At 71.9% G+C, this 25,523-nt stretch carries 21 protein-coding genes; 9 read left to right on the forward strand and 12 right to left on the reverse strand.

Annotated elements, in window-relative coordinates:
• Positions 1-140: 140 nt before the first annotated feature.
• Together WME79_RS34355 and WME79_RS34360 are read right to left on the reverse strand one after the other, a co-directional pair.
• Positions 141-2,006 carry an NAD(P)/FAD-dependent oxidoreductase gene (locus tag WME79_RS34355; RefSeq protein ID WP_437523491.1) on the reverse strand — a complete coding sequence of 622 codons (1,866 nt, stop codon included), beginning with the start codon at positions 2,004-2,006 and terminating at the stop codon, positions 141-143.
• An 11-nt stretch (positions 2,007-2,017) separates the two neighbouring features.
• Complete coding sequence (locus WME79_RS34360; RefSeq protein WP_437523494.1) at positions 2,018-3,355, reverse strand: wax ester/triacylglycerol synthase domain-containing protein; 1,338 nt, start codon at positions 3,353-3,355, stop codon at positions 2,018-2,020.
• Between the two features lie 178 nt (positions 3,356-3,533).
• Between WME79_RS34360 and WME79_RS34365 the strand changes: the two genes are divergently transcribed.
• Complete coding sequence (locus tag WME79_RS34365) at positions 3,534-4,472, forward strand: LysR family transcriptional regulator (RefSeq protein ID WP_437523496.1); 939 nt, start codon at positions 3,534-3,536, stop codon at positions 4,470-4,472.
• Positions 4,473-4,520: 48 nt separating this feature from the next.
• On the opposite strand, the gene WME79_RS34370 is transcribed toward WME79_RS34365, so the two are convergent.
• The 5 genes from WME79_RS34370 to pilM all read right to left on the reverse strand — a co-directional run bounded on the left by WME79_RS34370 (position 4,521) and on the right by pilM (position 9,924).
• Complete coding sequence (locus WME79_RS34370) at positions 4,521-6,845, reverse strand: type IV pilus secretin PilQ (protein ID WP_437523499.1); 2,325 nt, start codon at positions 6,843-6,845, stop codon at positions 4,521-4,523.
• Between the two features lie 88 nt (positions 6,846-6,933).
• Positions 6,934-7,587: a pilus assembly protein PilP gene (locus WME79_RS34375; protein ID WP_437523502.1), complete on the reverse strand. Its 654-nt coding sequence runs from the start codon at positions 7,585-7,587 to the stop codon at positions 6,934-6,936.
• Positions 7,584-8,222: a type 4a pilus biogenesis protein PilO gene (locus tag WME79_RS34380; protein ID WP_437523505.1), complete on the reverse strand. Its 639-nt coding sequence runs from the start codon at positions 8,220-8,222 to the stop codon at positions 7,584-7,586. The genes WME79_RS34375 and WME79_RS34380 overlap by 4 nt, the downstream gene beginning before the upstream one ends.
• On the reverse strand, positions 8,222-8,866 hold the full coding sequence (locus WME79_RS34385; RefSeq protein ID WP_437523508.1) for a PilN domain-containing protein: 645 nt from the start codon (positions 8,864-8,866) through the stop codon (positions 8,222-8,224). Before WME79_RS34385 ends, WME79_RS34380 begins: the two co-directional genes overlap by 1 nt.
• Positions 8,863-9,924: a type IV pilus assembly protein PilM gene (pilM, locus tag WME79_RS34390; RefSeq protein WP_012238809.1), complete on the reverse strand. Its 1,062-nt coding sequence runs from the start codon at positions 9,922-9,924 to the stop codon at positions 8,863-8,865. Before pilM ends, WME79_RS34385 begins: the two co-directional genes overlap by 4 nt.
• 293 nt (positions 9,925-10,217) lie before the next feature.
• Between pilM and WME79_RS34395 the strand changes: the two genes are divergently transcribed.
• Entirely contained in the window at positions 10,218-11,390 is a 1,173-nt protein-coding gene (locus tag WME79_RS34395) for a DUF882 domain-containing protein (protein WP_437523511.1), read from the forward strand.
• Between the two features lie 152 nt (positions 11,391-11,542).
• Positions 11,543-12,496 carry a sigma-70 family RNA polymerase sigma factor gene (locus tag WME79_RS34400; protein WP_437523514.1) on the forward strand — a complete coding sequence of 318 codons (954 nt, stop codon included), beginning with the start codon at positions 11,543-11,545 and terminating at the stop codon, positions 12,494-12,496.
• Positions 12,497-12,506: 10 nt separating this feature from the next.
• Here the strand turns inward: WME79_RS34400 and WME79_RS34405 are convergent, their stop codons facing one another.
• Positions 12,507-15,209 (reverse strand): hypothetical protein, encoded by a 2,703-nt coding sequence (locus WME79_RS34405; protein WP_437523517.1) that lies wholly within the window; start codon positions 15,207-15,209, stop codon positions 12,507-12,509.
• Positions 15,206-16,588 (reverse strand): 3-keto-5-aminohexanoate cleavage protein, encoded by a 1,383-nt coding sequence (locus WME79_RS34410; RefSeq protein WP_437523520.1) that lies wholly within the window; start codon positions 16,586-16,588, stop codon positions 15,206-15,208. Before WME79_RS34410 ends, WME79_RS34405 begins: the two co-directional genes overlap by 4 nt.
• Before the next feature lie 58 nt (positions 16,589-16,646).
• On the opposite strand from WME79_RS34410, the gene uppS reads away from it, so the two are divergent.
• From uppS to WME79_RS34425, 3 genes are all read left to right on the forward strand, one after another.
• On the forward strand, positions 16,647-17,498 hold the full coding sequence (gene uppS, locus WME79_RS34415; RefSeq protein WP_437523522.1) for a polyprenyl diphosphate synthase: 852 nt from the start codon (positions 16,647-16,649) through the stop codon (positions 17,496-17,498).
• Positions 17,499-17,500: 2 nt separating this feature from the next.
• Positions 17,501-18,322 (forward strand): phosphatidate cytidylyltransferase, encoded by an 822-nt coding sequence (locus WME79_RS34420; RefSeq protein WP_437523525.1) that lies wholly within the window; start codon positions 17,501-17,503, stop codon positions 18,320-18,322.
• Between the two features lie 246 nt (positions 18,323-18,568).
• Entirely contained in the window at positions 18,569-19,894 is a 1,326-nt protein-coding gene (locus WME79_RS34425) for a Glu/Leu/Phe/Val family dehydrogenase (protein WP_437523527.1), read from the forward strand.
• Positions 19,895-19,947: 53 nt separating this feature from the next.
• Here WME79_RS34425 and ygfZ read toward each other — a convergent pair whose 3' ends face one another.
• From ygfZ to WME79_RS34440, 3 genes are all read right to left on the reverse strand, one after another.
• Positions 19,948-20,964, reverse strand: a complete 1,017-nt coding sequence (gene ygfZ / locus WME79_RS34430) for a CAF17-like 4Fe-4S cluster assembly/insertion protein YgfZ (protein ID WP_437523530.1) — start codon at positions 20,962-20,964, stop codon at positions 19,948-19,950.
• A gap of 74 nt (positions 20,965-21,038) precedes the next feature.
• Positions 21,039-21,590, reverse strand: coding sequence for a hypothetical protein (locus tag WME79_RS34435; RefSeq protein WP_437523533.1), 552 nt, complete (start codon positions 21,588-21,590; stop codon positions 21,039-21,041).
• Positions 21,591-21,701: 111 nt separating this feature from the next.
• Positions 21,702-22,280: a hypothetical protein gene (locus WME79_RS34440; RefSeq protein ID WP_437523535.1), complete on the reverse strand. Its 579-nt coding sequence runs from the start codon at positions 22,278-22,280 to the stop codon at positions 21,702-21,704.
• A gap of 294 nt (positions 22,281-22,574) precedes the next feature.
• Here WME79_RS34440 and WME79_RS34445 point away from each other — a divergent pair, with 294 nt between their 5' ends.
• From WME79_RS34445 to WME79_RS34455, 3 genes are read left to right on the forward strand one after another with little or no spacing between them, the layout of a single operon-like run.
• On the forward strand, positions 22,575-23,918 hold the full coding sequence (locus tag WME79_RS34445) for a vitamin K epoxide reductase family protein (protein WP_437523537.1): 1,344 nt from the start codon (positions 22,575-22,577) through the stop codon (positions 23,916-23,918).
• A gap of 7 nt (positions 23,919-23,925) precedes the next feature.
• Complete coding sequence (locus tag WME79_RS34450; protein ID WP_272095141.1) at positions 23,926-24,624, forward strand: hypothetical protein; 699 nt, start codon at positions 23,926-23,928, stop codon at positions 24,622-24,624.
• The gene (locus tag WME79_RS34455; RefSeq protein WP_437523541.1) at positions 24,621-25,340 is read left to right on the forward strand and encodes a TlpA family protein disulfide reductase; all 720 of its coding nucleotides are present in this window, start codon (positions 24,621-24,623) and stop codon (positions 25,338-25,340) included. The genes WME79_RS34450 and WME79_RS34455 overlap by 4 nt, the downstream gene beginning before the upstream one ends.
• Positions 25,341-25,523 lie beyond the last annotated feature (183 nt).

Consider the following 25,523-nt stretch of genomic DNA (forward strand, 5'->3'; position numbering starts at 1 on the left):
TGCTCTCCACCGCATCGGGCGCTGTGATACTGCGGAACGGGCGCGCGTACAGGAGAAACCGCGGGGAGCTCGCCGAGGCAGCCGCGAGGCGCTCGCCAACGGCGGCGACGACCGCGGTCCCTGAGCCCGCGAAAGCGGGCTCAGAGGGCGATGTGAGCGAGCGATCCCGCCGAGGCGTCCCAGAGCGCCTGTGCCCGGGACAGGGCGTCCGCATGCGCCTTGGTCCCCTCGGCAGGGCCTGTCACGGAGATCACGCCGCTCGCGCCGAGCTCGATCCGCTCGATCCCTGCGTCCGGGAGCTCGTCGCGGAGCTCCTTCGTCATCCGCTCGCCGATGCGCTGGAGGAGGCGCGCGAGCCGCTCAGGCGTGATGTCCCGGAACACGAGCACCTGCGGGAGGGGGAGCTCCGAGACGAGGCGAGCGCGGTCGGAGAGGCCCTGCTCGCCGAGCCGCCTCTCGACGAGCGCCGCGAACACGCTCCCGTACGCCCGGTCGACCTGCTCCCGCCGGAACCGCTCGTCGATGGCCGGGCCGAGCCGCGTCTCCAGCTGCGCGACGCCGTTCAGCCCGTTGGCGAAGCGCCCCTCGTTCTGCGCGAAGTACTCCCCGCGCGCGCGCAGGTCGCTCGCCAGCGACGCGAAGTGCTCGCCCATCGTCGAGAGGGCGCGCAGCACGAGATCAGTGAACTTGAGCTCCTCCCGGATCCAACCCACGTCCGTCACCCGGTCGGCCATGAACGGCCAGACGACGAGGTTGTAGTAGTTGTTGAAGTCGAGGAGGTACTTCAGCCGATACAGCTCGAAGGAGCCGAACACCGGATACATGCGCTCATAGAGCCGGAGCGTGCTGTCGTACTTGAACCGGTAGTACGCGTCGTAGGCCGCGACCCTCTCCTCGAACCCGGCGCGGTCGCCGCGGACGTCAGAGAGGATCATCTGCGTGATGAACTCGTTCGCGGTCGCGATGAAATCGGATCCCGGGCTGTAGAAGGGATCGGTGAACGCGCCGGCCTCGCCGGTGACGGCGTAACGATCGGCCGAGAAATACTGCTCCGCGTGGTACGGCAGGTGGGCATAGCTCTGGAAATCCTCGAGCTCTGCACCCTCGAGCAGCTCGCGCGCGGCGCGGTGGGCGCCCAGGAAGCGCTCGAACTCCGCGCGCGTGCGCGGCCCGGGCAGCGTGCCGGTCGGCGCGTTCCCCGCGCCGATCCGGTCCTTGTCGAACACGACGCCCACGCTCATCAACGCGGGTCGGGGATCCGCGTTCGCGGTCCCCTCCAGGTCGCCCGCGAGCGGGATGAACCAGATCCAGTACCCGTCGTACATGAAGTGGTTCGTCGACAGGTGGCGCGACGTGTACCGCGCGCGCGACCGCCACGCCGCGTCGGTGACCGCATCGAGCCCCGCGACGCCGCGGTAGCGCCCCCACGCGGCCGCCGTGTTGAGCCGCGTGTCCTTGTGCACCTTCACGCCGAGCTTGCGGAAGAGCACGTGCCGCCGCCCGGAGGCGTCGCACACCCAGCGGCAGGCGACCTCGCGTCGCTCGCCGCCCTGCTCGTAGACGACCGTGTGCCGACCGCGCCCGTCGATCGCGACGTCGACCACCTTGGCGCCGAGCTCGACCTCGGCGCCCGCGGCGCGGTTCATGGTCACGAGATCGCGCTCCAGCCGCGCGCGCTCGAGCTGAAAGCTCGGGTGGAACGGCATGTGGTCGGAGCCGATCTCGCTCATCCGGGGCAGCGGGAGATCCTTGTCCGGAGAGTCGAAGAAGAAGCGGAGCCCGTTCTTGGGCAGCTGGTGCTGGTAGAGGTACGTGCCGAGGTTCAGCCGGCGAACCATGTAGTTCGCCGCGACCTCCACCGTGCTCTCGCCGACCTTGTAATCCTCCATCGCCTCGGCGGCCTCGAGCACGAGGACCCCGAGGTCGGGGCACGCGAGGCGGAGCTGCCGCGCGAGGAAGCCGCCGGCGATGCCGCTGCCGATGATGACGATATCGAACGTGCGCATGACGAAAGCCCTTATACCGTGCCCCCGCCGGGTGGCGCGGGCTCTCCGAGCAGCTCGGCGCGGAGCGCGCCAGGCATCGCTCCCACCTCGTCCGGGCGGAGCAGCCCGTCGCCGTGGATGATCGACGCCGAGAGGCGACCGCCGAAGCGGCTGAAGATCACCTGGAAGCCGGGCGGCGCGACGACCGCGGGCAGCGGGTACGCCGAGCGCACCGGGAGCCCCGCGAACCGCTCCACCGTCACCGCGCCTGGGTTCGAGACGATCAGCGAGGCGAGCTCACCCTGGAAGGGCTGGTCCCCTAGCCAGCGGTAGATCGGGCCGGGCAGCCAGCGGGCCAGATCGAGCGCGGCGATCATGGCGAGATCGAGCCTGTCGCGCACCACGGTGCGCTGCTGCTCGGCCAGGCGGGCCACCGCGCGCGCGTCGTCGTGGAGCTCGTCGCGGCCGAGCGAGAGCAGGGCCATCGTGAGGTGATTGCCGAAGAGCCGCCGCGCCCCCCCCTTGGGGTCGAGCGAGAGGGGCAGCGGGATCACGTGGTGCGGCGGGGCGAAGCCGCGGCCCGCGAGCGCCCGGTCGGCGAGCCGCGTCGCCGCGATCAGCATGAGGCTCGTCTCGGCGAGCCGCGCGCGCTGGCGCACCCGGAGATCGAAGGCGCGCGTCTCCTCCGCCGAGAGCGTGAGCCGGAGGACGCGGGAGGCCGAGGGCCGCACCTCAGGACAGGCGCGCGCGAGCGACAGGATGGGCGCGCGGCCGAGCGCCAGCACGTGGGCCTTGTACGCGCGCGCCAGCGCGATCCGCTCGTCGCGGTCCATGGCAGCCAGCAGGCGCTCCGGCGCGTCGTGCCGCTCCTGCCGCGGCGGCGGGTCGTCAGGCGCATCGCCGCTCCCGGAGCCCAGCCAGGCGGCGAGCCGATCCGCGCCCCTGCCATCCGTCAGCGCATGGTGGTGGCGGAGCACGACCGTATCGCCGTCGCCCACCTCGCGCACGACGTCGAGCGCCCACGGCCGCTCCGCAGAGGTCCGGTCCGCGAGCAGCGCCTCGATGCGCGCCGCGCGCTCGCGCTCGCCCTCCACCTCGTGGAGGCGCAGCCCGGGGGCGCGCCGGTGGTGATCGACGACCCAGCGGGGCCGCCCCGCCCGCCCGAGCACGCTGTTGTCCAGCCGGAACCGGAGCTCGGGGAGCGCCCGGGTCGCGCGCTCGAGCCGCACCGCGAGCCGCGCCAGATCGAGGCGGCCGTCGAGCTCGATCACGAACAGGCAGTGGTTGCCCGCCTGGCCGCGCGATCGCATGGCGCGATCGTTCATGAGGTGGAAGAAGTCGATCCCCCCGAGCAGAACGGGCGATGTCATGGTCTCCGCAAGGCACCGCCGATCAGGGGGGAGCCGCGGGCGACCCTAGCAGCCACGCGGGCCGCACGACAGCGCCCGCAGGCGCGGGATCACGCATCCTCGCCACGCACGCCGCGCGCCCGCGCAAGAAAACGAAATATCCACGCCATGGATACATGGTTCATCCTATATTCATGGTGTGAATCTTTCGGCGATCGACGTCAACCTGGTGATCGCGCTCGACGCCTTGCTGCAGGAGCGCAGCGTGACGCTCGCGGCCCGCCGGGTGGGCCTCAGCCAGCCCGCCATGAGCCACGCGCTGACGCGGCTGCGCGAGCTCTTCTCCGACCCGCTGCTCATCCGGGTCGGCCGGCAGATGGCGCTCACCTCGCGCGCCGAGGCGATGACGCCGCAGGTCACCGCGATCGTCCACGATCTCGCGGGCCTCTTCGGCGAGACGACGCCGGCCTTCGACCCGGCGACGAGCGATCGCGCCTTCCGGATCGCCGCCACGGAGTACGTGGAGCTCGTCCTCCTGCCGCGGCTCAACGCGGCGCTCGCGCAGGGCGGACCGAGGCTCGCGCTGCACCTGCTCCCGCTCGACGGCCGCGCCGTGGACGCGCTCCGGAGCGGCGAGATCGATCTCGCGATCGGCGTCTTCCCGCAGGAGAGCCTCCCCTCCGACCTGCGCCGCGCGCCCCTCTTCGACGATCGCTTCGCGGGGCTCGCGCGCATGAGCCACCCCACGGCGCGCGGGCACGTCGATCTCCAGACCTACGCGGCCCTCCCGCACGTCGTCGTCCCCAGGCGCGGCGCCCACGACGGGGTCGCGGACGATCTCATCGCGGCGCGCGGGATCGCGCGCCACGAGGCCATGACGGTGCCGCACGTGTTCCTGGTGCCGCACGCCATCACCGCGTCGGACCTCGTGGCCACCGTGGCCACGCGCCTCGGAAGGGCGTTCTCCAGCCTGGTGCCGCTCCGCAGCTTCGACCTGCCGTTCGAGCTGCCGCCCATCGAGATCGCGATGGCGTGGAACAGCCGGACGGAGGGCGATCCCGCGCGGGCGTGGCTGCGCGCCGTCGTGACGGACACCGCCCCGAGCCCGCGGGAGGCGGGCCGGCGCAAGCGAGCCTGAGGGGGTTGAGGGTGCGGCGAGGCACGCCGCGCCGCGCCACGCCGCGGGCTACCGGCCGAGCGCCTCGGCGCGGTTCACGATGCGCGGCGTGAGGAAGATGACGAGCTCGTTCCGCGTGTCGCTCGCGCGGCGCCGCTGGAAGAGGAGGCCGAGGACCGGGATGTCCCCGAAGAACGGCACCTGATCGAGGTTCCGGCCGGTGTTGCGGGTGAAGATCCCGCCGATCACCGCCGTGTGCCCGTCCATGATCAGGAGGTCGGTCTCCGCCTCGCGCTTCAGGATGGTGGGGTCGCCGCGGGCCGACGTCTGGTTGAAGTCGGGCTCGTCGCGGTTGATCTTCACGTGCATCGCGACGCTGCCGTCGGACGTGACGTGCGGCTTGACGAGCAGCTGGAGCTTGGCCTCCTGGAAGGTCGTCTGCACGCCCTGGGCGCTGATCTGCGAGAACGGGATCAGCGTCCCCTGGCTGATCCGCGCCTCCCGGTTGTCGAGCGTGAGGATGCGCGGGCTCGAGACGACCCGCAGCATGCCGCTCGCCTCGGCCGCGGAGAGCCGGACGCCGAGGTTGACGGTGTTGTTGATCGAGCCGAGCGTGAAGCCGAGCGCGCCGCCCTGCCCGGCGCCGACGACGGCCGGCAGGTTCACCGCGAAGTTCGGGTTCGAGACCTGGCTCGCGAACGGCGAGAGGCCGCCGGTCGGGCTGTTCGTGTCGGTCGCGCCGCCGGCGATGCCGATCGCCGAGGGGAAGACGAGCCCCGTCGGGTTGCCGGTCGCCGCGCTGAACGTCCCGTCGCCGCCCCACTGGATGCCGATGTCGCGCACGTAGCGGCTCGTCGCCTCCACCACGCGCGCCTCGATCAGCACCTGCGGCGTCTGCGTGTCGAGCGAGCGGACCAGCTCCTCGATCTGGTTCAGGTTCCCCGCGACGTCGCGCGCGATGAGCACGTTGGTCCGCTCGTCGACCGCCAGCGAGCCGCGCGGCGAGAGCATGTCCTTCGAGCGATCCTGGAGGTCCTTCGCGTCCGCGTAGTTGATCGGGATGAGCCGCGTCTCGAGCGGCGCGAGCTGGAGCTCGCTCTTGCGCCGCGCGATCGCGAGCTCCCGCTCCTTGTTGAGATCGGCGATCGGGGCGACGCGGATCATGTTGCCCTGCCGGACCACGCCGAGGCCCTTGGCCTGGAGCACCGTCTCGAGCGCCTGGTCCCACGGGACGTTGCGCATCCGGATGGTGACCGTGCCGCTCACGTTGTCGGCGGTCACGATGTTGACCCGCCCCACGTCGGAGATGAGCCGGAGGACGTTGTGGATGTCGGCGTCCTTCAGGTCGAGGTCGATGCGCCGCCCCGTGAACCGCCGCTGCTGCCCGGCGATCGCGGGCATGAAGGCGCCGGCCTGGTCGGGCTCGACGAGCGACTCCTGGCTGCTCGCCGCGCCATCGAACGACGTCTCCACCTTCGGCGCCCCGTCGTCGAGGAGCGCCTCGCGCGCCACGGTGCGGGTCCGCCTCGCCGCGCCGCCGTCGGCGGCGATCCCCGAGAGCGTCGTGGGCAGCGCGCCCTTCGCGACGCTCAGCACGAGCGCGTTGCCCTCGCGCGCGACCACGCCCGAGGCGCCCTCGGCCTGCTCGACCTCGACGACGACCCTGGAGCCGTCGCTGTTGCGCCGGAACGTCGAGATGGCCCGCACCGGGCCGCCGAAGGCGCCGACGTCGAGCTTGCGCTGGAGGGCGTCGGGGAGCCGGACGCCGCTGAGCTCGATGACGCGGCGCCCCCCCTTGCCGATCGACTCGCGGTAGCTCGGGATCGACGAGAGCTCGATGACGACCCGGTCGAGCGTCGCCTGGTGGTCGAAGCGCACGTCGGTGATCGTCGCCGGCTCGCGCGCCGGCGCCGCCGCCGCTGGGCCGGCCGGGGCCCGCGCCGCCATGGGCGCCGTCGCGTCGGCGGCGGCGAGCTCGATCACGAGCGCGCCCTGCTCGGCGCGGATCCGGTAGGCCGCCGGGCGCGCGAGCTGCACGAGCACCCGCGTCGTCCGCTGGGTCGCCTTGCCGAACCCTTGCGTCATCACCCCGGCCACGATCGCGTTGCCGCTCGTGATCGCGCCGGACGCCCCGCCTGCCTCGGCGCCCTCGAGGTCGACGAGGAGCCGCTTGCCGCCGTCCGCCACCCGCGCCGAGAAGCGCGGCTCGCCGCTCGTCGCGACCACGATCTCGGCCTTGCCCTCGTCCGGTGCCGTGAGCCTGACGTCGCTGACCTTGATCGGGGCGGCGGCGTCTGCGTCTCCCGCAGGAGCGCCGAGGATCAACATCACCCCGAGTGCCGCAGCACGGCGAAGCGCGCCCCGCCTCGGGCGATAGTCTCGATTGCTCTTCATTGCACTCCCGCTTCGCGGTGACGCGAGATCTGCGTCACGCTGTCGGGAGGCTACTTCGGGTGCCCTGTGCGGGCCCAATTCGTGGCGGTCACGGGGCGCCGAGGGCCGCCTCGTTCTCCTCGCCGAGCGGCCTCAGCGCGATCACGCGCGTGGTCGGCGGGATCTCCGGGTGCGACGGGTCCTCGCGGATGAAGACGACGTCCGAGTCGCGGATCCGATCGATGCGCCAGTTCACGGCCACGTCGACGCCCGTGGGGCCGCCCGCGTGCACGATCTCGGCCTTGCCGACGAAATCGCCCACCTTCACCACCCACCCGAGCCCCGTGGGATCGGTGAGCAGCGCGCGGGCGGGCGCGCGCGAGACGACGCCGACCAGCCTGAGCTCGTCGAGCGCAAAGCGATCCACGAGGACCTGGCGCTGGATCGTCACCCGGCCCCGGGCCTGCGTCGCGAAGAGCGACTCGAAGCTCCGGAACGGGTCGCGGCTCCGGTCGCTCTCGGAGAAGTCGGCCTCCTGGAACTCCCGGAGCGGCAGCGGCGGCAGCTCTGGCGCGCCGGCGTCGGCGGCCGCGGACGCGGCGCCGGCCGCGGGCGCGCGCGGCGGCGAGGCGGAGGCCTGCGCCCCGGGCGGGCGTGCCTGGGTGGAGGAGGTCATCGGCTCTTCCTCCTCGCACCCCGCGAGCGCGAGGGCCGCGGCGGTGGTCGCCCCGAGGGCGAGCAGCATCATCCGGCCGGCCTTCACCGGACACCTCCGCCGCTGCGGCGCTTCACGCCGCTCGTCGCGGTCTCCCCGGGGCGCACGGCGCGGAACGCGGTCGCGAGGCACTCCACCTTGACGTCCACGTCGGTCCCCACGACCTTCGGCTCCTTGATCTCGACCTCCTCGAGGTTGATGATGCGATCGAGCTGCCCCACGCCGTGGAAGAACTTCGCCACCTGGTGGAACTTGCCGGAGAGCGTGAGCTGCATCGGCACCTTGGAGAAGAACTCCTGCGGGATCTCCTCGGTGGGGCTCCATGACGTCAGGTTGACGCCGGAGACGGTCGCGACGCCCTGGATGGCGGAGAGGAAGGCCGGCGTCTCGGACTCGTCCGGGAGGATCTTCTTCTGCTCGCGGCTCATCTGCTCGCGGCGGGTCTTCTCGTCGAGGTCCTTCTGGTAGGCGGCCTTCGACGCCTGCGCCTTGGTGAGCTCCGCCTGGAGCACGCCCTGCTTCTGCACGGCGCCCTCGATCTGCGAGTCGACGTCGGCGTAGAAGCCGACGAAGTACAGGATGCCGACGAGCGCCGCGAAGAGCGCGCCGACACCGAGCTTGGCGAGCGGCGGCAGCCGGTCGAGCGCCGAGCCGGCCTGCACGGGCATGGGCTTCGTGGCCATCAGTACCTCACCTTCAGCTGCAGCGCGAACGAGACGAGCTCGAGCCGCGACTCCTTCTCGTTCTCCTTCTTCCCCGGGAGCAGCTGCACGTCGTAGAAGTACGAGGACAGCTTCAGCCGCTGGGCGAGCTCGTAGACGTCGGTGCCGTCGCGCGCGAGCCCCTCGATGCGCACGGTCCGCTCGGACTCGACGTAGCTCGTGAGCCACAGCCGGCGGCTGTCCCAGGAGGGGTTGTAGACGGCGAGCGGGTTCTCCTTGCGGAGCTGCGCGAGCTTGTCCGGGTCGGCGGTCGGCCCCTTGCCGTTCGTGAGCAGCTGCGCGAGCTCAAGGAGCACCGCGGTCGGCCCGCTGCGCGCGGCCTGGAGCTTCGCGATCGCGTCCTCGCGCGCGCGCAGCACCTCGAGCGCCTTCTTGATCTCCTCGTGGTTCGCGACGAGCGTGCGGATGTCCTGGATCTGGCTCTGGAGCAGCGAGTTCTTCCGGTTCTGCTCTTCGAGCTCCTCGACCTTCGTCTGGTGGAAGAGGAAGAGCGCGACGATCTCGAGGATCACGACGCCGAGCGTGACGAGCAGCCACCGCTGGCTCGCCTGGGGCGCGGCCCCGCGCGTGCCGCGCCGCTGCGGGAGAAGGTTGACGCGAATCACGAGCGCTTCTCCCGGTCCTTGCGCATCGCGAGCCCGAGCGAGACGCAGAACTGCGCCGCCCGGAGCCGGAGCAGCTCCTGGTTGACTTCCTTCGCTTCCACGGTGATGCGCTCCATCGGCTGGATCAGCTCGACGGCCACCCGGGCGCGCCGCCCGATCGCGGCGGGCAGCGCCGGCAGGTTGGACGAGCCCCCGGTCAGGTAGATGCGGTGCATGTCGCCCTCACCGCTCGTGGCCAGGAAGAAGTCGAGCGAGCGCTGGATCTCCCCCGCGATCGAGTCGCACACCTGCTCGATGGTCTCGATGACCTGCGCGGGCACGCCGCCCGGCCCCGAGGTCACGCTGGCGCACTTGAACTCCTCGGCCTGCTCGAAGCTGATGCCGAGCTTCCGCTGGATCTGCTCGGTGATGTAGTTGCCGCCGTTGCCGATGTCGCGGGTGAACGCGCTCGCGCCGCGCGACACGATGTTGATCGACGCGAGGCTCGCGCCGACGTTGATGATGGCGAACGTCTGGTCCGGCGGGATGCCGCGGTTCACCTCGAACAGGTTCTGGACGGTGAACGCGTCGATGTCCACCACCATGGGCTTGAGCTTCGCCGTCCTGGCGATCTGGGTGTAGTCGTTGATCTCGTCGCGCTTCGCGGCGACGAGCAGGAGGTCCATCTGCCCGGCCTCGGGGCGCCGGCGCAGCACCTCGTAGTCGACGTGGACGTCCTTGATGTCGAAGGGGATGTGCTGCTCGGCCTCCCACTGGATCTGCTCGTCCAGCTCGGCGGCGGTCATGAGCGGCACCGTGATCTTGCGGATGATGACCGCCTGACCGCTGATGCTGAGCGCGATCTCGCGCTGGCGGATCTTCGCCTCGGAGAAGGCCCGGCCGAGCGCCTCGACGATGGCCTGCGCGTTCATGACGTGGCCGTCGACGATGGCCTGCGGCGCGAGCGGCGCGTAACCGAGCCGCACGAGGCCATAGCCTCTGCGGCCTTCCTTGATCTGAGCGATCTTGATCGCGCTCGATCCGATATCGACCCCGATCAAGTTCTTGCCTTCCGACATCCCGTCCGTCCTGCTCCGCGCCCACCGTGGTGAAGCAAGGGAAGCCCGGGCTGCGTTGCCCGGCTCCCGGGCGCCCGATCCCCTGTGATCGCCTCTGGTCGCTTCTGGCGAAGCTTCGCACCACCGACGATCGCTGGGCAAAAAACCGCTTTACGCTCGCCTCCCGCCCGCCTATCGAAGTTCGATATGCGGTGCGGCGCCGCCGGTCGGGCCGGCGAGCGCGCGCCAGCCCAGGGTAGCACCGTCCGGGGCTCGGTCGTCGGGCACGGATGACGTCAGGTCAGAGTCCCCTCATGCATCCGGAGTTCTCCCGTTTCTGCGGCATCGGCCCCCGCGCCGGGGCCGCGATGGAGCCCACCTCTTCGTCATCGCGCTCATCGCGGCTGCGATGTGCGCTCGCCGCCCTCGCGGCGGCCTTTCTCCTGAGCGCCGCGCCCGGCGCGGCGGTCGCCGAGGACGGCCAGCACACGGTCTACGCCGGCCAGACGCTCGGCAAGATCGCGAAGCGGTACCGCATCACGGTCGACGCGCTCCGCGAGGCGAACGGGCTCAAGCCTGGCCAGCGGATCCATCCGGGCCTCGTCCTCGTGATCCCGGAGCGGGGTGAGCCCGGCGCGCGAGCGCGGTCCACGCGCGCCGTGCCCGGCCGGGCCGCCGCGCTGCGCGACGAGCGGGAGCGGAGCCGCGGCGCCAGCGCGAAGGAGCGCGACGACGAGGCCCGTCCCCCGGGGAAGGGCTCGACGAAGAGGGACGCGGCGATGCCGCCCAACAAGCGCTATGCGCAGCGACCCAAGCGTCCCGGATGGGTCCGCCTGGTGCGAGGCGCCGAGCGGCTGGACCTGCAGCTGCTCACGCCGAAGGGGCGGCTCGTGCCCAAGGCCCTCCCCAAGCTCAGCCGGCTGATGCGCGCGTCCCCCACCGCCTCGATTGCCATCGATCCGCGGCTGGCCACGCTGATTGGCATGGTGAGCGACCACTTCGGCGGCAGGCCCCTCCGCGTCGTCAGCGGTTATCGCCCCTACTCCCCCACCCAGTACACCCCGCACTCCAACCACAACCACGGTCGCGCCGTCGATTTCATGGTCGAGGGCGTGCCCAACACCGTGGTCCGCGATTTCTGCCGAGGTTTCCGCAACGCAGGTGTCGGATATTATCCCAACTCTACGTTCGTTCACCTGGACGTCAGATCAGATAAAGTGTACTGGGTGGATTACTCGGGGCCTGGAGAGCCGCCGCGCTACGAGGGAGCGAAGGGTTCCGTGGCGGCCGATGAAGCGGCGCGTGATGTCCCTGTGTCCGCAGAAGAAGAGGTGTATGGGTCAGGAGAGCCCCGTGCCCCTCAGCCACAACCCATGAATACTACAGGGACAAACTCGGACACGGTGCGCAGCGGCAGCGAAACGGAGAAGGTCCTGGGGTCAGGTTCACCCACCCTTGCTCCTGAAACTTCGCCCGCGAAAAGGTGAGCTGTCCCGGCCGCTGGCTATAATCCACACACTGAACATCCGCACCAGACACAATTGCACGGCTCTGCCTTGCACGCTGCGAGAGTTGTGGCACCAATCCACCTCACGTGCAGCAATCGACCCGACTGCAGCGGGAGGGGCTCGCTCCTCCCATGTCGCTCCCCCCGTGCTGTGACAGGGGCGAGTTCGTCCAGCCGGTCGCCTTCGGCGCGACGTGTCCGGTCGTTCCGTGTGAGCACGCGCTGATGGAGGCGCCTTCTGCCCTCGGCCTCGATGGAGCGCCGAACGTCGCGGTGCAGGAGCCGGGCGCGTCGCTCTCCCACGAGCTTTGGGAGTCCGCGGAGGTCGCGTCAAGATGCGCGCACGAAATTTGGGAATCCGTGGAAGCCACGTCGGCCTGCACCTACGAGGGTCCGTGGCAGTCGTTGGAGCCGAACATCGAGCCGGACAGCGGCTCGTGTAGCCCGCCGCGCTGTACCGGCGCGGCCTGCACGGGCGGGCCGCCCGACCACGAGCCGACGTGCGCGCCGCTCCGCCCGGAGGTGCTGCAGGGGTACTTCCCGCTCGTCCGCAAGCTGGTCCGGCAGGTGTCGCGCCACCTGCCGCCCAACGTGCAGCGCGACGACCTGCTCAGCGCAGGGATGCTCGGGCTCGTCGACTCGCTCCGCAAGAACGGCGGGAGCGACGGCGAGACGTTCGCCGGCTACGCGAAGCTCCGGATCCGCGGCGCGATCGTCGATGAGCTCCGCGCGCAGGACTGGCTCTCGCGGCGGGCGCGCGAGGCGGTCGAGGCGGAAGCCGCCAGCAAGGTCGGCGGCGCGACCGTCTTCGTGAGCCTGAGCGAGGTGACCCCGACCGAGGAGTCGGTGCACATGTCCGGCGAAGACGACCCGATCGAGGCGATCTCGGCGCAGGCGACCCGGCGGGCGCTGTCCTTCGCGATCGCGCAGCTCCCGGAGCGGGAGCGGCGCGTGATCGGCATGTACTACTTCGAAGGGGCGAAGCTGAAGGACATCGGCGCAGAGCTCGGGATCGGCGAGCCGCGCGTCTCGCAGCTGCACACGCGCGCGCTCGGCATGCTGCGAGGCATGCTGTCCCACGCCTGACCGCCCGCGCTCAGGGGGCGAGCCGGCGCGCCCGGCCGGGCATCGCGACGCCGACCGCGAAGAGCGCGGTCTCCTCGTAGGTCTGCTGGAGGGCGGGGTCCCCGGAGGCCCGGTGCACGAACGCGTTGCGGTGCGCGCCGCGATCGAGCGCGACCACGCGGGCGCAGCCGAGGTCGAGCAGCGCCTCGGTCGTCGCCTCGTCGCTGTCGAAGGTGGTCGTGGCCACGAGCAGCGTGCCGTCGTCGAGCACACAGGCAGCGCTGCGCCGGCGCATGGTCCCGATCTCGCGCGCCTCCGGCCGCAGCCTGCCGTCGTCGGCGGTGAGCGGCAGCTCGGTCGCGTCCGCGCCCGGCCCGAGCGGGGCGCCGCCCGCCGGGCGGATCTCGATACGACCCTGGCGGACCAGCAGCAGGCCTCCCTCGCCGCGGAAGCGAAGGCCGACGGTGCCGTCCACGGCGAGCCCGCGCGGGCCCCGCCGCCGGCCGGTGCCGACGCCGATCGCAGCGAGGACCTGCTGCCGCTCGCCGGCCGGCACCTCGGCGTCGAGCTTCGGCGCGCTCCGCGGTGAGATCTCGCGCGAGCCGGCGCGGAGACGGAACAGGAACCGGTCCGGAGCGAAGGCGTGGACGCGGACCTGCGCGCCGAGGTGCACGGTGTCGGCGGCGTACACGGCCGGGCTCCACGCCGGGGGCGGCTGCGCGCCGCCGTCCTCGGTCCAGCCCACGCTCTCGCCCGGCAGCGACAGGTCCGGCGCCGGGGGACCGTGCGTCCAGCGCGACTCGAAGAAGAGAAAGGGGCGCGGCGACGCAGCCGCGGCGTGCTCCGGCGGCGCGATCGACATCGCGGGCGAGAGGCGCTCGGCGGTCAAGATGCCGTCCTGCTGGGGGCTCAGGAAGGCGACGCCGAGGGGGTCCGGCGCCCTGCCCAGCGAGACGCCGGCGAGGCACCCGGCGCGCTCGAGCGCCGCCCGGAGCGCGGCCGCGTCGAGGGCGCTGCCCCACGCGTGGATCACGAAGCCACGGTCGGTCATGCACAGCGCCGCGCGCTCGACGACGAGCTCGTCGCCGTCGCCGGGCGAGAGCGTCGCGCTCGCCGGGGCGCGCTCCGCGGGAGGCCCGGCGAGGATGGCGAGCGGGGCCGCGGCGCTCCCTGCCTCGAAGAGCGAAGGGCCCTGCCAGAGCGCCCACGGGAAGCGCGTGGATCCCTCCGCGCGGGGCGCGCCTGTGCTCGCGGCCGGCGGGCGCTGCCAGAGCGCCCAGGGGATGCGCTCGGCATCGCCGCCGGACGGCCACGCGCCGAAGTACGGCCGGCCCGAGAGGTCGACCCCGAGCGTCGCCGCGCCGTCGCGCGGGGGCACGAGCGCGCGGCCGCCGACGACCATGCCGAGCGCCTCCGTCCCCGCGCGGGGTTTGCCCGGCTCGCGCGTGGAGGCGCCGAGGCCGATGGCGCCGCGGAGCGTCGACGGGTAGGGGAGCTGCCCTGTGCCGCGCGGGCCGACGGTCGGCCTGGGCGCCTCGTATCCCGCCTGCAAGGTGAACCGGATGTGCCGGGTGTCGATCGCCAGCAGGTGGACGTGCAGCTCGGGCCGCCGCGGATCGGGCCGGAGGGTCGTCGCGGCGAACGGGCTGGAGGGGCGCTGCGGATCGTCCTCGATGCCGGGGAGCGTACGCGGGAGCGAGGGAGCCACCAGCACCCAGGCGCCCTCCCCCGGGAGCGGGGGATCGACCGCCGGCGCGACCGGCGGCGGCGGCCAGAGCGAAGGCCACCCCTCCGGCGAGGGCTCGGGAGACGCCGGGCCGCGGGTCACGTACGCCGCGGCCGGCGCGGCGCGGAGCCTCACCGACGCGCGATCCGCGGCGAGCGCGAGCCGCTCGACCGCGGCCGCCGCCGTCGGACCGAGCAGGCGCTCGGCGGACGGCCCGGCGAGCTCGCCGAGCGAGGGCACGCGGCGCGGGAGGTGGTGCGCGCGGGCGACGAACGGATCACGTCCGCCCGTGTCGACCTCGCCGGTGCTGGCGTTGAGCGCCGCCGGGACCGCCTCCGGCCCGAGCGCCATGACCAGGCCCTCGTCGACGAGGTCGAGCCGCGCAGACGCGGGCGGGTTGTCGAACGAGATCTCGGTGCGCGACGCGCCGTCCACGCTCCCGGTCTCGAGCCAGCCGTCGACCGCCGCGCGGAGCCGCTCGCCGAGGGGCCGCGCACCCGCGCGCCCATCGCCGCCCAGATCGATCTGCGTGATCCCCTGCACGACGCCGAAGGCGGAGGTGGTCACCGCGACGCGGCTGCCGCGGGCGACGAGGCCGCGATCATCGCCGAGGGGCGTCCCGGTCAGGTTGCGCACGCCGTCCAGGCTCACCGGCCGGCCGGAGCGGGTGAGCCGCACGCGCGCGCGGTACAGGTCGGCGGCGCCGCGCCCGTCAGGCGCGCGCTCCGCGGCGCCTGGGTGCGCGGCGCGCGGGACGCCAAGAAACAGCACCCGGCGGCCCAGGAGCGCGTCGGAGAAGAACCCGCCGCGCTCCTCCCAGACGAAGTCGTCCGGGTTGACGGCGCCGCCGATCGCCTCGCCGAGCATCCCGGCGATGGCGTCCGCGGTCCGCGCTGGCGGGGGCGGCGTCGCGAGCCGCGCGACGACCCCGAGAAGAGCGACGCCGAGCGCGATCGGGAGCCGACCGCGCAGGTGATCGATCCACGGCGAGAGCGGTCGGTCCGTCATCCCTGCGCGCGCGCGCTCCCTCCGGAAGCCGCGCCAGCCTGCGCCGCCGCGACGCGCGGGCGGATCCCGAGGAGCTGGCGCGCGCGGTCCGGCTCGACCACCTCACGGCCAACGCTCCGCGCGAAGGCGGCGGCGCGCGCGACGAGCGGCGCGCTCCCCTCGGCGAGCACGCCCTTGTCCAGGTAGATGTTGTCCTCCAGCCCGACCCGCGCGTGCCCGCCGAGCTGCATGGCGAGCTCGGTCATCGGGCGCTGGTGGCGGCCTACGGCGGCGACGCCCCAGGTGGCGCCTTGCGGGATCTGGGTGATCATGAACCGGAGCACGTCCTCGCGCGCCGCGATGCCCCCGGGCACCCCCAGGACGAACTGGAAGTGGAGCGGCTCCGCAAGCAGCCCCTCGGCGACAAGGCTGAGCGCCTCATGGATATGGCCGACCTCATAGCACTCGAGCTCGGCGACGCTCCCCCCAGCGCGGATGCGGGCCGCCATGTCCCGGATGAGGGGCCGGGTGTTGTCGAAGATCCCGTCGCCGAAGTTGAGCGTGCCGCAGTTCAGGGTGGCCATCTCGGGGCTGCAGAGCAGCGGCTGGGCGCGCTCGTCGACGCCCATCCCGACGGCCCCCCCGGTCGACGTCTGGACGATGACGTCCGTCTTCTCGTTGATCGCGGCGATCGCCTCGGCGAACAGCGCCCGCGACTGGCTCGGCGACCCGTCCGGGTTCCTGACGTGCAGGTGGACCACCGACGCGCCCGCGTCGCGGCAGCGGGCCGCCTCGTCGGCGAGCTCGCGCGCCGTGATGGGGAGGTGCGGCGTCTGCGCCCGGGTCGTCTCCGCGCCGACGATCGCGGCCGTCAGGATGAGGGCGCTCTGCGGCGGCGTGACCAGGATCCGGGGGGGCGGCGTGATGATCGGCCGCGGCTCCGGGAGCTGCGCGTGGTCCGGGGGCGGCGCCGACAGCGCCGGCAGGACGAGGCGCGGCCGACGCTGGAGCTCCTTCGGGACGACACAGGTGCCGAGCGCCCGGCAGACGATGATCGGCTCGGCCAGCGCGTCGGCCGCCGAGGGCGCCACCCCGGCTTCGCGGACGCTGGCGACGACCTTGCGCGCCTCGAACGCCATCGTGCGCGACGTGGCGCCGACCTTGGTGACCACCCCGGTCGCCTCGATGAAGTCGCCTGCTCGGACCGGGGCGAGGAACTCGACCGCCTCGTACGCGCGGAAGAGCCCCTCGTCGCCGTCGAGACGGATCAGGAGCTCGGTGGCGACGTCGCCGAAGAGCGCGAGAATACGCGCTCCATCGCACAGCTCGCCCGCGTAATGTGCGTCGTGCGCGCCCATCCTGACGCGCAGCGTGACCGTGAGACCAACCCCTGTGCTCATGGGCGTGAAGACTCAACAGTCGACAGTCGGTAGTCAACAAGGGAAACTGCCCCCGCCGATGAACCTCGTAGAAGCCAGAAATCTCCCGCGCCACGTCGGAATCATCATGGATGGCAACGGTCGCTGGGCGGAGCTGCGCGGCGAGCCGCGCGAGGCCGGGCACAAGGCCGGCAGCGCCGCCGTGCGGCGGATCGTGCGCGTATGCCGGAGGCTCGGCGTCGAGGCGCTGACCCTGTACGCGTTCAGCGAGCAGAACTGGGCGCGTCCTCAGAACGAGGTCGACGCGCTGATGGGGCTGCTGCGCGAGTACCTGATGAGCGAGCGCTGCGAGATCCTCGAGAATGACATCCGCCTGGTCGCGATCGGCGACATCAGCCGGCTCCCCGAGGGCGTGCGCGACGTGCTCGACCCGCTCCGGAAGGCGTCCGCGACGAACCGCCAGATGACGCTCGCGCTGGCGCTGTCCTACGGGGCGCGCGAGGAGATCGCCGCCGCAGCGCGCGAGCTCGCGATGGAGGCGGTCGCCGGCAGGCTCGATCCGGAGTCGATCGACGGGGCGCTGCTCGCCGCGCGGCTGCCGAGCCTGAGCGTGGGCGAGCCGGATCTCATCATCCGCACCGGCGGCGAGCAGCGGCTCTCCAACTTCCTGCTCTACGGAGCCGCGTACGCCGAGCTGTCATTCACCGAGCGGCTGTGGCCCGACTTCACCGAGGACGACCTGTTCGCCGCCATTGCGGCCTACCAGCGGCGCGACGGCGCCGCCCCGCCCTCGCACGACGCGGAGGGCGGCTCCGGGGGCGAGCCGGCCAGCGCGCGGGGCGCGCTCGACGCAGAGCGGGCGTGGCGCGCGCGCGAGATCGCCGCGCCCGCCTCCCACGCTTCCCACAACGGCTCACGGACGGGGGTCTGAGATTGGCTGCTTCCAACCTCACGATGCGGGTCGTCACCGCGATCGTGGCCGCTCCCCTGCTCCTCTCGCTGCTCTACCTCGGCCCGAGCTGGGGCTGGGCGGCGCTCGTCGCGGCCGCCTCCGCCATCGGCGCGCTCGAGCTCTTCGCGATGACGCACGCGGACGACCGCGTCTCGCGGGCCATCGGCGTCGCGCTCACCCTCGCCGTCCTCGGCGTGATCTGGCGATTCAGTGGCTCGCCGGGCGCGCTCCTCGCGCTGATCTTCCTGCTCCCGTTCGTCGCCATGCTCATCACGCTGGTGCGCCTCGGCGAGATGCGCACCGCGGCGCTGCGCGTGCTGGCGATGACCTTCGGCCCGCTCTACGTGGGCGGCGGGCTCGGCGCGCTGGCGCTCCTCCGCCGCGACGCGGGCGCCGACGGCCCCTCGTTCGTGGTGCTGGCGATGCTGCTCTCCTGGTTCTCCGACACAGGCGCCTATTTCGCCGGCCGCTTCCTCGGCCGGCGCAAGCTCTACGAGGCCGTGAGCCCGAAGAAGACCGTCGAGGGCGCGCTCGGCGGCCTGCTCTTCGCCGCGATCGGCGCGCTCCTCGCCCACTTCTGGTTCCTCCGATCGCTGCCGCTCGTGGACGCGCTCGCGCTCGCGATCGTCGCGGGCGGCCTCGGTCAGGCGGGAGACCTCGGGGAGTCCCTGTTCAAGCGCTCCTTCGGGATCAAGGACTCTGGCGGGATCGTGCCCGGCCACGGCGGCATCCTCGACCGCGTCGATGCCCTGCTCGTCACCGGGACCATCACCTATCTGTATGTCCTGTGGTCGAGGCCCTGAACAGCGTCGCGCGCCGTGCGCCGTGCGCCGTCCAAAAACCGCGCATCCGTCGATGCGCGACACCCACATGGCGCGCACGCGCCCAGCCTCGCCCCCTGACGCGGCTTTCCTGCCATCAACGCAGCGCCTCCTCGCACACTGGCAGCCTGACGCATCGCCCCGCCCGTCCGGAACCGCGATGACGCATCGCATGGTTGCGCCTGACGTTGAACGGAAGGGCTCAGCGCACTAGAAAGTTACATAGCCATGGAAGAACAACTCAGTACCAAGAACACGACTCCGCCGGTGAGCGTCCCTGCTGCTCCGAGCCACAGGCACAAATACGAGTTCTTCAAAGTCGTCCAGGGTTATCTTGACGAGGCTGCCCGACTGATCGAGCTGCCGGGCTACATCACCACGATCCTGAGCCAGCCGAAGAACGAGATCATCGTCAATTTCCCCGTACGGATGGATGACGGCAGCATCCGGCTCTTCAAGGGTTACAGGATCCAGCACAACAACCTCCTCGGGCCGTTCAAGGGGGGCATTCGATATCACGAGACGGTGTCGCTCGACGACCTCAAGGCGCTGGCCGCGATGATGACGTGGAAGTGCGCGCTCATGAACCTGCCGCTCGGCGGCGGAAAGGGGGGAATCAAGTTCAACCCGAACGAGGTGTCGCGCGCCGAGCTCCAGCGGATCACCCGCCGCTTCTTCCATGCGCTCGGCGGAAACATCGGCCCGGAGACGGACATCCCGGCTCCCGACATGGGCACCGACGCAAAGACCATGGCCTGGGCCATGGACACGTACATGAACACCGTTGGCCAGCTGTTCAAGCAGGCGGTGAAGGGCGTCGTGACGGGCAAGCCGGTGGCGTCGGGCGGCACGTACGGTCGCGAGAAGGCGACAGGCCAGGGCGTCGTCCACTGCATCACCGAGTGGGCCGAGGACAACGACGTGAACCTCGGCGGCTCAACGCTGCTGGTGCAGGGCTTCGGCAACGTCGGCTCGCACACGGCCGTGCTCCTGTCGAAGCTCGGCGCCTCGACCGTCGCGGTCGGCGATCACACCGGGTATCTCTACAATCCGGAAGGGTTCAATCCGCACAAGCTGCAGGATTACGTGAAGAAGAACCGCTCGATCGCGGGCTACCCTGCTGGCAAGCCGATCAGCCGCGAGGAGTTCTTCCGGCTCAAGGCCGACATCTTCATCCCGGCGGCCCTGGAGAACCAGGTCGGCGTGGAGGAGGCGAGCTGGCTGCAGGTCCGCCTCGTGGCGGAGGGCGCGAACGGGCCGTGCACGCCTGAGGGGGAGAAGATCCTCCTGGAGCGCGGGATCCATATCCTGCCCGACGTCCTCGCCAACTCGGGCGGCGTCACGGTGAGCTACTACGAGTGGGTGCAGAACAAGCGCTCGGAGACATGGACCCTCGAGGAGGTCGACTCCCGGCTCGAGAAGGCGATGAAGCGCGCCTACCGCGAGGTGACCGAGCTGGCGCGGCAGAAGAAGTGCACGCTGCGCCTCGCCGCCTATGCCGTGGCGCTGCAGCGGCTCGCCGCGGTGTATGGAGAGCGCGAGATCTTCCCCTGAGATGCGCTTGTCCGCGCTCCTCCGGCCCGCCGTCCGGCAGCGACGGCGGGGCGCTAGAGCTTGGCCCGATCTGCCCCGCCCCCCACCCCTGCCCCGCCCCCCGCCCTCGGCGCGCGCGTGATCTCGGCCGCCCGGCCGGCGACCCGGAGCGCGGTGCCCTGGACGGCGTGTTTGTATTTGACGTAGCCGAGCGCGAGCAGCCCTGTCCCGCGCGGATCCTCGACCTGGCTCGTGACGGCGCCGACGGCCGCGCCGTCGGGCAGCGCGATCTCCGCGCCCGCGGGCACGCCGCCCTCCCCCTCGACGGCGAGCTGCACGAGCCGCTTCTTGGCGTGACCGCGCGCCTGGAGCATGAACACCGTCTCCTGCCCCAGGTAGCACCCCTTGTTGAACGAGACGGCGCGCTCCTCGATCGAGGCCTCCTGCGGGAAGTTCTGGTCGTCGAAGTCGACCCCGAACCGCGGGACGTTGTTCTCGACCCGGAGCACCTCCCACGCCGCCGCCGTCACCGGCAAGACCAGGCGGGCCTCGCCCTCGGCGAGGAGCGCCTCGAGGACGGCGCCCTCGGCCTGCCGGGGCGCCACGAGGAGCGCGCCTCCGAGGCCGGTCCAGTCGACGATCGCGGCCTCGGCGCCCGCCGCGCGCCCGGCCGCCGCGAGATCGGCGGACCGCGGGCCGTGGGCGAAGACCCAGGCGAGCTCCCCGGAGGCGTCCTGGACCTCGGCGTCCTCCATGATGAGGTAGCGCTCGAAGATCTCCCGGAGCTGCTCGACGCGCTCCCGCAGGGCGCCGACGTAGATGCGATCGGCCGCGATCACGATCCACACCTCGGCGAAGATCCTCCCGGTCTTCCCCACGTTGAGCCCGTATGCGCCGCCCGCGGGAGGCGCAGCCTTCGCTGCGGCAGGCAGCGGCTTCTGCGGCGCGAGATCGCAGGTGACCAGGCCGTTCAGCCAGGTCTGCCGGTCCGAGCCGGTGACGATCAGCGTCCCGAGCTCGGGCATGGCCTGCACGAGCGCCCCTTCGCGGAGCGCGCGCCGCTGTTCGTCCAGTTCGTGGGCCTTGCTCATCGGGGCCGGATCGTGGAGGAGGGAGCGCGCGCCGTCGAGGGGCGGCCCGAACTTTCAGCGGTCGACGCGTGCGCTCAGGGGTCGACCTCGGCGACGAGCGCCGGGAACTGAGCCGACTTGTGGACGCCCGGCGGGACGATCGCCGCGTCGACGTGGCCGACGAGGCGGCGGAGCGCGTCGACGTCGGCCGAGAGCACCTCGGCGACGACGGTGAGCGCCCTCGGGAGCGACGCGACGGCCTCGATCACCGCGTCCGCCGACGCGCCCCGGACCAGGACCGCGCGCGCGCCGACCTTCGCGGCGGCCTCGGCCCCCTCCTTGCTCTCCGCCAGCGCGAGCGGGAGCATGCGCATCGTCCTCGCCCCCTTCGCGAGGCGGTCCCAGTCGTCGAGCGGCAGCATCGCGTCGATGCAGACCCCGTCCGCCCCGTGGTAGCGCGCCGCGAGGGCGCCGTCGCGATCGCTCACCCGCGACAGGCAGAGCGACGGCACGGTCCTCGTCGCCCGCGCGGCCCCCTGCATGGCGGGCCCTGCCTCGGCAAACGCGAGCGCGGAGATGTTGAGCTCATGCAGCCGCGCCGCATCCTCCGCGGGCGACTCCGAGCCGACGAGCCCGACAAGAGCCATGTTCTTCCTGCGGGTGGAGATCACCTGGAGAAGATCGCGTGTGGACGGGACGATCGATCCTGCATCGAAATCCGGCATGGGGAGGGCCGGTAGACGAGACGAACGCGCGGGTCAAGCGAGGGATCGCTCGGGGTCCTCGAGCGCGGGTCGGGAATCCATGGCTGGAACGTCCTGCACGCGCATCCACACGGCCGTCTGATCGCCCTCGTAGCAGACGCTGCCTTCGTGACGGAACTCGAACGAATAGCGGATCATGTGCCGCTTGACGCCGAGCCGGGAGCGCGTCGCCACGCACGTCGCCTCGATGGGCGCGCCCGGCTGGACCAGCTTGCGAAAGACCACCCGGTGAATGTTGGTGCCATAACCGATCCAGCCTTCGCGGTGGCGTAGCCCGAGCAGGTGGTAGGCGTGCACGAAGCCGAGCATCCCCGTCGCGTGCACCATGATGGCGCCGGCGACGTGGCGCGGGTGCAGCAGCGGGTGCGCCCGCTGCGCGTCGACGAGCGGCATCGACCTGTCGGTCGGCATACGACAGCGCACGAGGCCCTTCTCGGCGTCCACCTCGAGGAGCTCGTCGAAGAAGAGCACCGAGGGGTCGTAAGGGAGATCCGCGAGGAACTCGGCGTCGAACGGGCCGAGCTTCACAGGAGGGGGCGCGCCGCTCGCCGCGCCGGGTGCAGAGGTCGTCATCGGTTGGCTCTGGGATCCCGAATCCCCCCGAGCCCGCTCCTAGCAGCGGCCGATCGCGTGGGCAACGCCGACCAGCGCCTCGCGCCTCGCAGCGCGCGCCGCGAGGCGCTGAGCCGGCAGGCACGGCGAAGCCTGCCGGCGGGCTCAGCACAGCGCGGTCGCCGCGCGCGGGATGGCAGGGCGATCGCTCCCCTGGGCCGTGCGCTGCGCGTGCGCGTCGTCGGGCGCGCGACGCCCGCGCGCACAGGCGTCCTTATTTGACGCGTTGCCCGACGTCGCGTAATCCACACGGCCATGTCAGGCAGTCGTGGTCCTCGCGGGCCTGCGGCGCTCGCGCTCAGCGGGTCGCTCCTGGGACTCGCATTCAGCGCCTCATCGACGTTCGATTACATCCGGCACCTCGACCGGCAGGTCCACGACCTGCACTGCAGCTTCGTCCCGGGGCTCGGCGCGCAGGCGGGCGCCGACACCGCGTGCCGCGTGGCCATGTACAGCCCCTACTCCGCCCTGTTCCGCGAGGGCTTCTGGGGCGGTATCCCCATCTCGCTGTTCGCCCTGGGCGCGTTCGCGTTCTTCGCGGCGTTCGCGCTCTATGTGCTGCTCTCGGCCCAGCACGCGCCGCGGCGCGCGGCGCACTTCCTGTTCGTCGCGGGCCTCACGCCGCTCGCCGTGTCGCTCCTGATGGCGACCATCTCGGCGATGCGCCTCGGGGTGTTCTGCAAGACGTGCGTCGGCATGTACATCTCGTCGGCGCTGCTCGCGGCCGGCGGCGTCTGGGCGTTCCTCGAGGACCGCAGGGCGGCCCGCGCCGCGGCCTGGTCCAGCGCGGCGCCGCGCGCGTCCTCGTCGGCAGGCGCGGCCGGGGTGGGGCCCACCGTGCCCGGGGCGCCCCTCGGGGTCGACGGGCCGGGAGGCGCCGCCGCGCCTGCCCAGCCCCCGCGCCGCATGGGCTCTCTGCTGCTCCTGCCGGGGTGGCTCGTCGCGCTCGGCGTGTGCGCGGTGACGCCGGCGCTGCTCTACGCGAGCGCGCTGCCGAGCTACGCGAGCTACATGACCGGCTGCGGCAAGCTGGAGAAGCCGACCGAGCCCAACGGCGCGCTGCTCCACGTGACGCGCCCGGGCGCGGTGCAGCCGGCGACCCTCTTCGTCGATCCCCTCTGCCCGACCTGCAAGGCGTTCCACCAGCGGCTCGTGTCCGAGGGGGTGTTCGACAAGCTGGACACGACGCTGGTGCTCTTCCCGCTGGACAGCGAGTGCAACTGGATGCTCGACCGGCCGGTGCACCCGGGCTCGTGCCTCCTCTCGAAGGCCATCCTGTGCAGCGATCACCGGGCGATGGATGTGCTCGAGTGGGCCTACGAGAACCAGGAAGAGCTGCTCGCCGGCGCGAAGGCGGGGGCGGGCACCGCCAACGTGCAGGCGGCGATCCGGCAGCGCTGGCCGGGGCTCGACGCCTGCATGGACTCGAAGGAGACGGCGCTGCGACTGAACCGTATGCTCCGCTACATCGTGGACAACAAGCTCCCTGTCTCGACGCCACAGATGTTCCTGGGCACGACGCGGCTCTGCGACGAAGATACGGACATCGGGATGTCGTACGCGATAAGGCAGCTCGCGCCGGCGCTCCGGACGAAGTGAGGAGATCATGAGAGGCGCAGGGATCATCGGGATCGTGGCCGGGTGCGCGCTTCTGGTCGCGTCCGGGGTGACGGTGCACAGCGAGGTGCAGGCCGCGTCGCAGCGCCTGAAGACGGGCCTGGCCGCGGCGGTGAAGCCGGCCGTGGCGATCGCCAACGACGCCGAGGCGCCGTATTGCACGCCTGCGTTCAAGACGGTGCTGCAGCGGGTGCTCAACGCGTGCGGCCTGGTCGGGGCGGAGGCGCGGCGCGGGTGCCAGCCGGCCGACGTGAAGACGCTCGCCTCGATCAGCGACGACGACTTCAACGCGCTCTTCACGCCGCTGAAGCAGCGCGGCGGGGTCGTGATGTTCGACGACGCGTCGGAGAAGCTCGACGACGACGGGAAGAAGATGATCGAGGAGATGTGGCTCGATCGGCGCGGCGCCCGCTATTTCTTCATCGTCGCTCGCGCGTCGAAGACGGGGGGGCCGGAGTTCAACCGGACGCTGTCGCACAAGCGCGCGAACAGCGCGTTCTTCGACATCTCCGACAAGTTCAAGGAGCAGGACCTGGACAAGAAGGTCGGGATGCTGTGGCTCGGGAACGAGTTCGCGCAGCTCGGCGCGGAATACTGCCAATGGAACGTCTCGCGCAAGAACAAGGCATGTACGGCGGAGGCCATCAACCGGAGCGCGTTCGTCTCGTGGGTGGACTGTCAGCTGTGAGCCCCGCGAGCAGGAGCGGCGCCCTCCGGAGCGCCTTCGTGGCCCTCACCCTGGCCGCGGGGCTCGCGGGCGGGTGCGACGCGGACAAGAAGGCCGATCTGCCGCCGCCCCCGACGCCCGGCCAGGGGCGGAGCAACGCGGTGACGGCGCCGGGGGCCGCGGCGCCCGCGAGCGCGAAGGCGCCAGCGAGCGCCACGGCGGAGGCGGCGGCGCCGGCCGCGCCACGGCTCCTGTGCGCGGGGCAGTCTCCGCGGCCTGCGCCCTCGTCGGGCGGGCTCACGGCGGTCGCCGCCGGCGGCGCGGAGAAGCTGCCGGCGCACATCGGGTTCGGCGTCGGCAAGTGGGTGTGGGTGAACTTCTGGGCCGCGTGGTGCAAGCCCTGCATGGAAGAGATGCCGCGGCTGCTCGGGTGGCAGCAGAAGCTGCGGGCGGCCGGCGTGCTCGTCGACCTCGCGTTCATCTCGATCGACGACGACGAGCGGCAGCTATCGCGGTTCCTGGAGGCGCAGCCGGGCACGGGGGTGCGCGCCTCGTACTGGCTGCCCGACGGGCCCCAGCGGGCCGGGTGGCTGCGGGCGCTCGGCGTGAAGGAGACGACCGAGCTGCCGATCCACGCCATCGCGGCGCCGAGCGGGCAGGTGACGTGCGTGATCCAGGGCGCCGTCGAGGACAGCGACTATCCGACGATCGCGGCGCTGCTCGGGGGGAAGAAGTAGCCTCCTGCCAGCGGCAGCTCTCCTGGGAGGGATTCGCCCGGCGATCGAGCTTCCAGCGGCCTGAGGCGCGTCACCTAGAGCGACAAACGGGTTGAAACTGCCTGAAAAGCGCAGAATTTCGAACCGCCAAGTCGCCAAGGACGCCAAGAACGGAGAATTATCTTGGCGTCCTTGGTGTCTTGG

The sequence above is a fragment of the Sorangium sp. So ce726 genome (assembly GCF_051521405.1).
Taxonomy (GTDB): Bacteria; Myxococcota_A; Polyangia; order Polyangiales; family Polyangiaceae; genus Sorangium.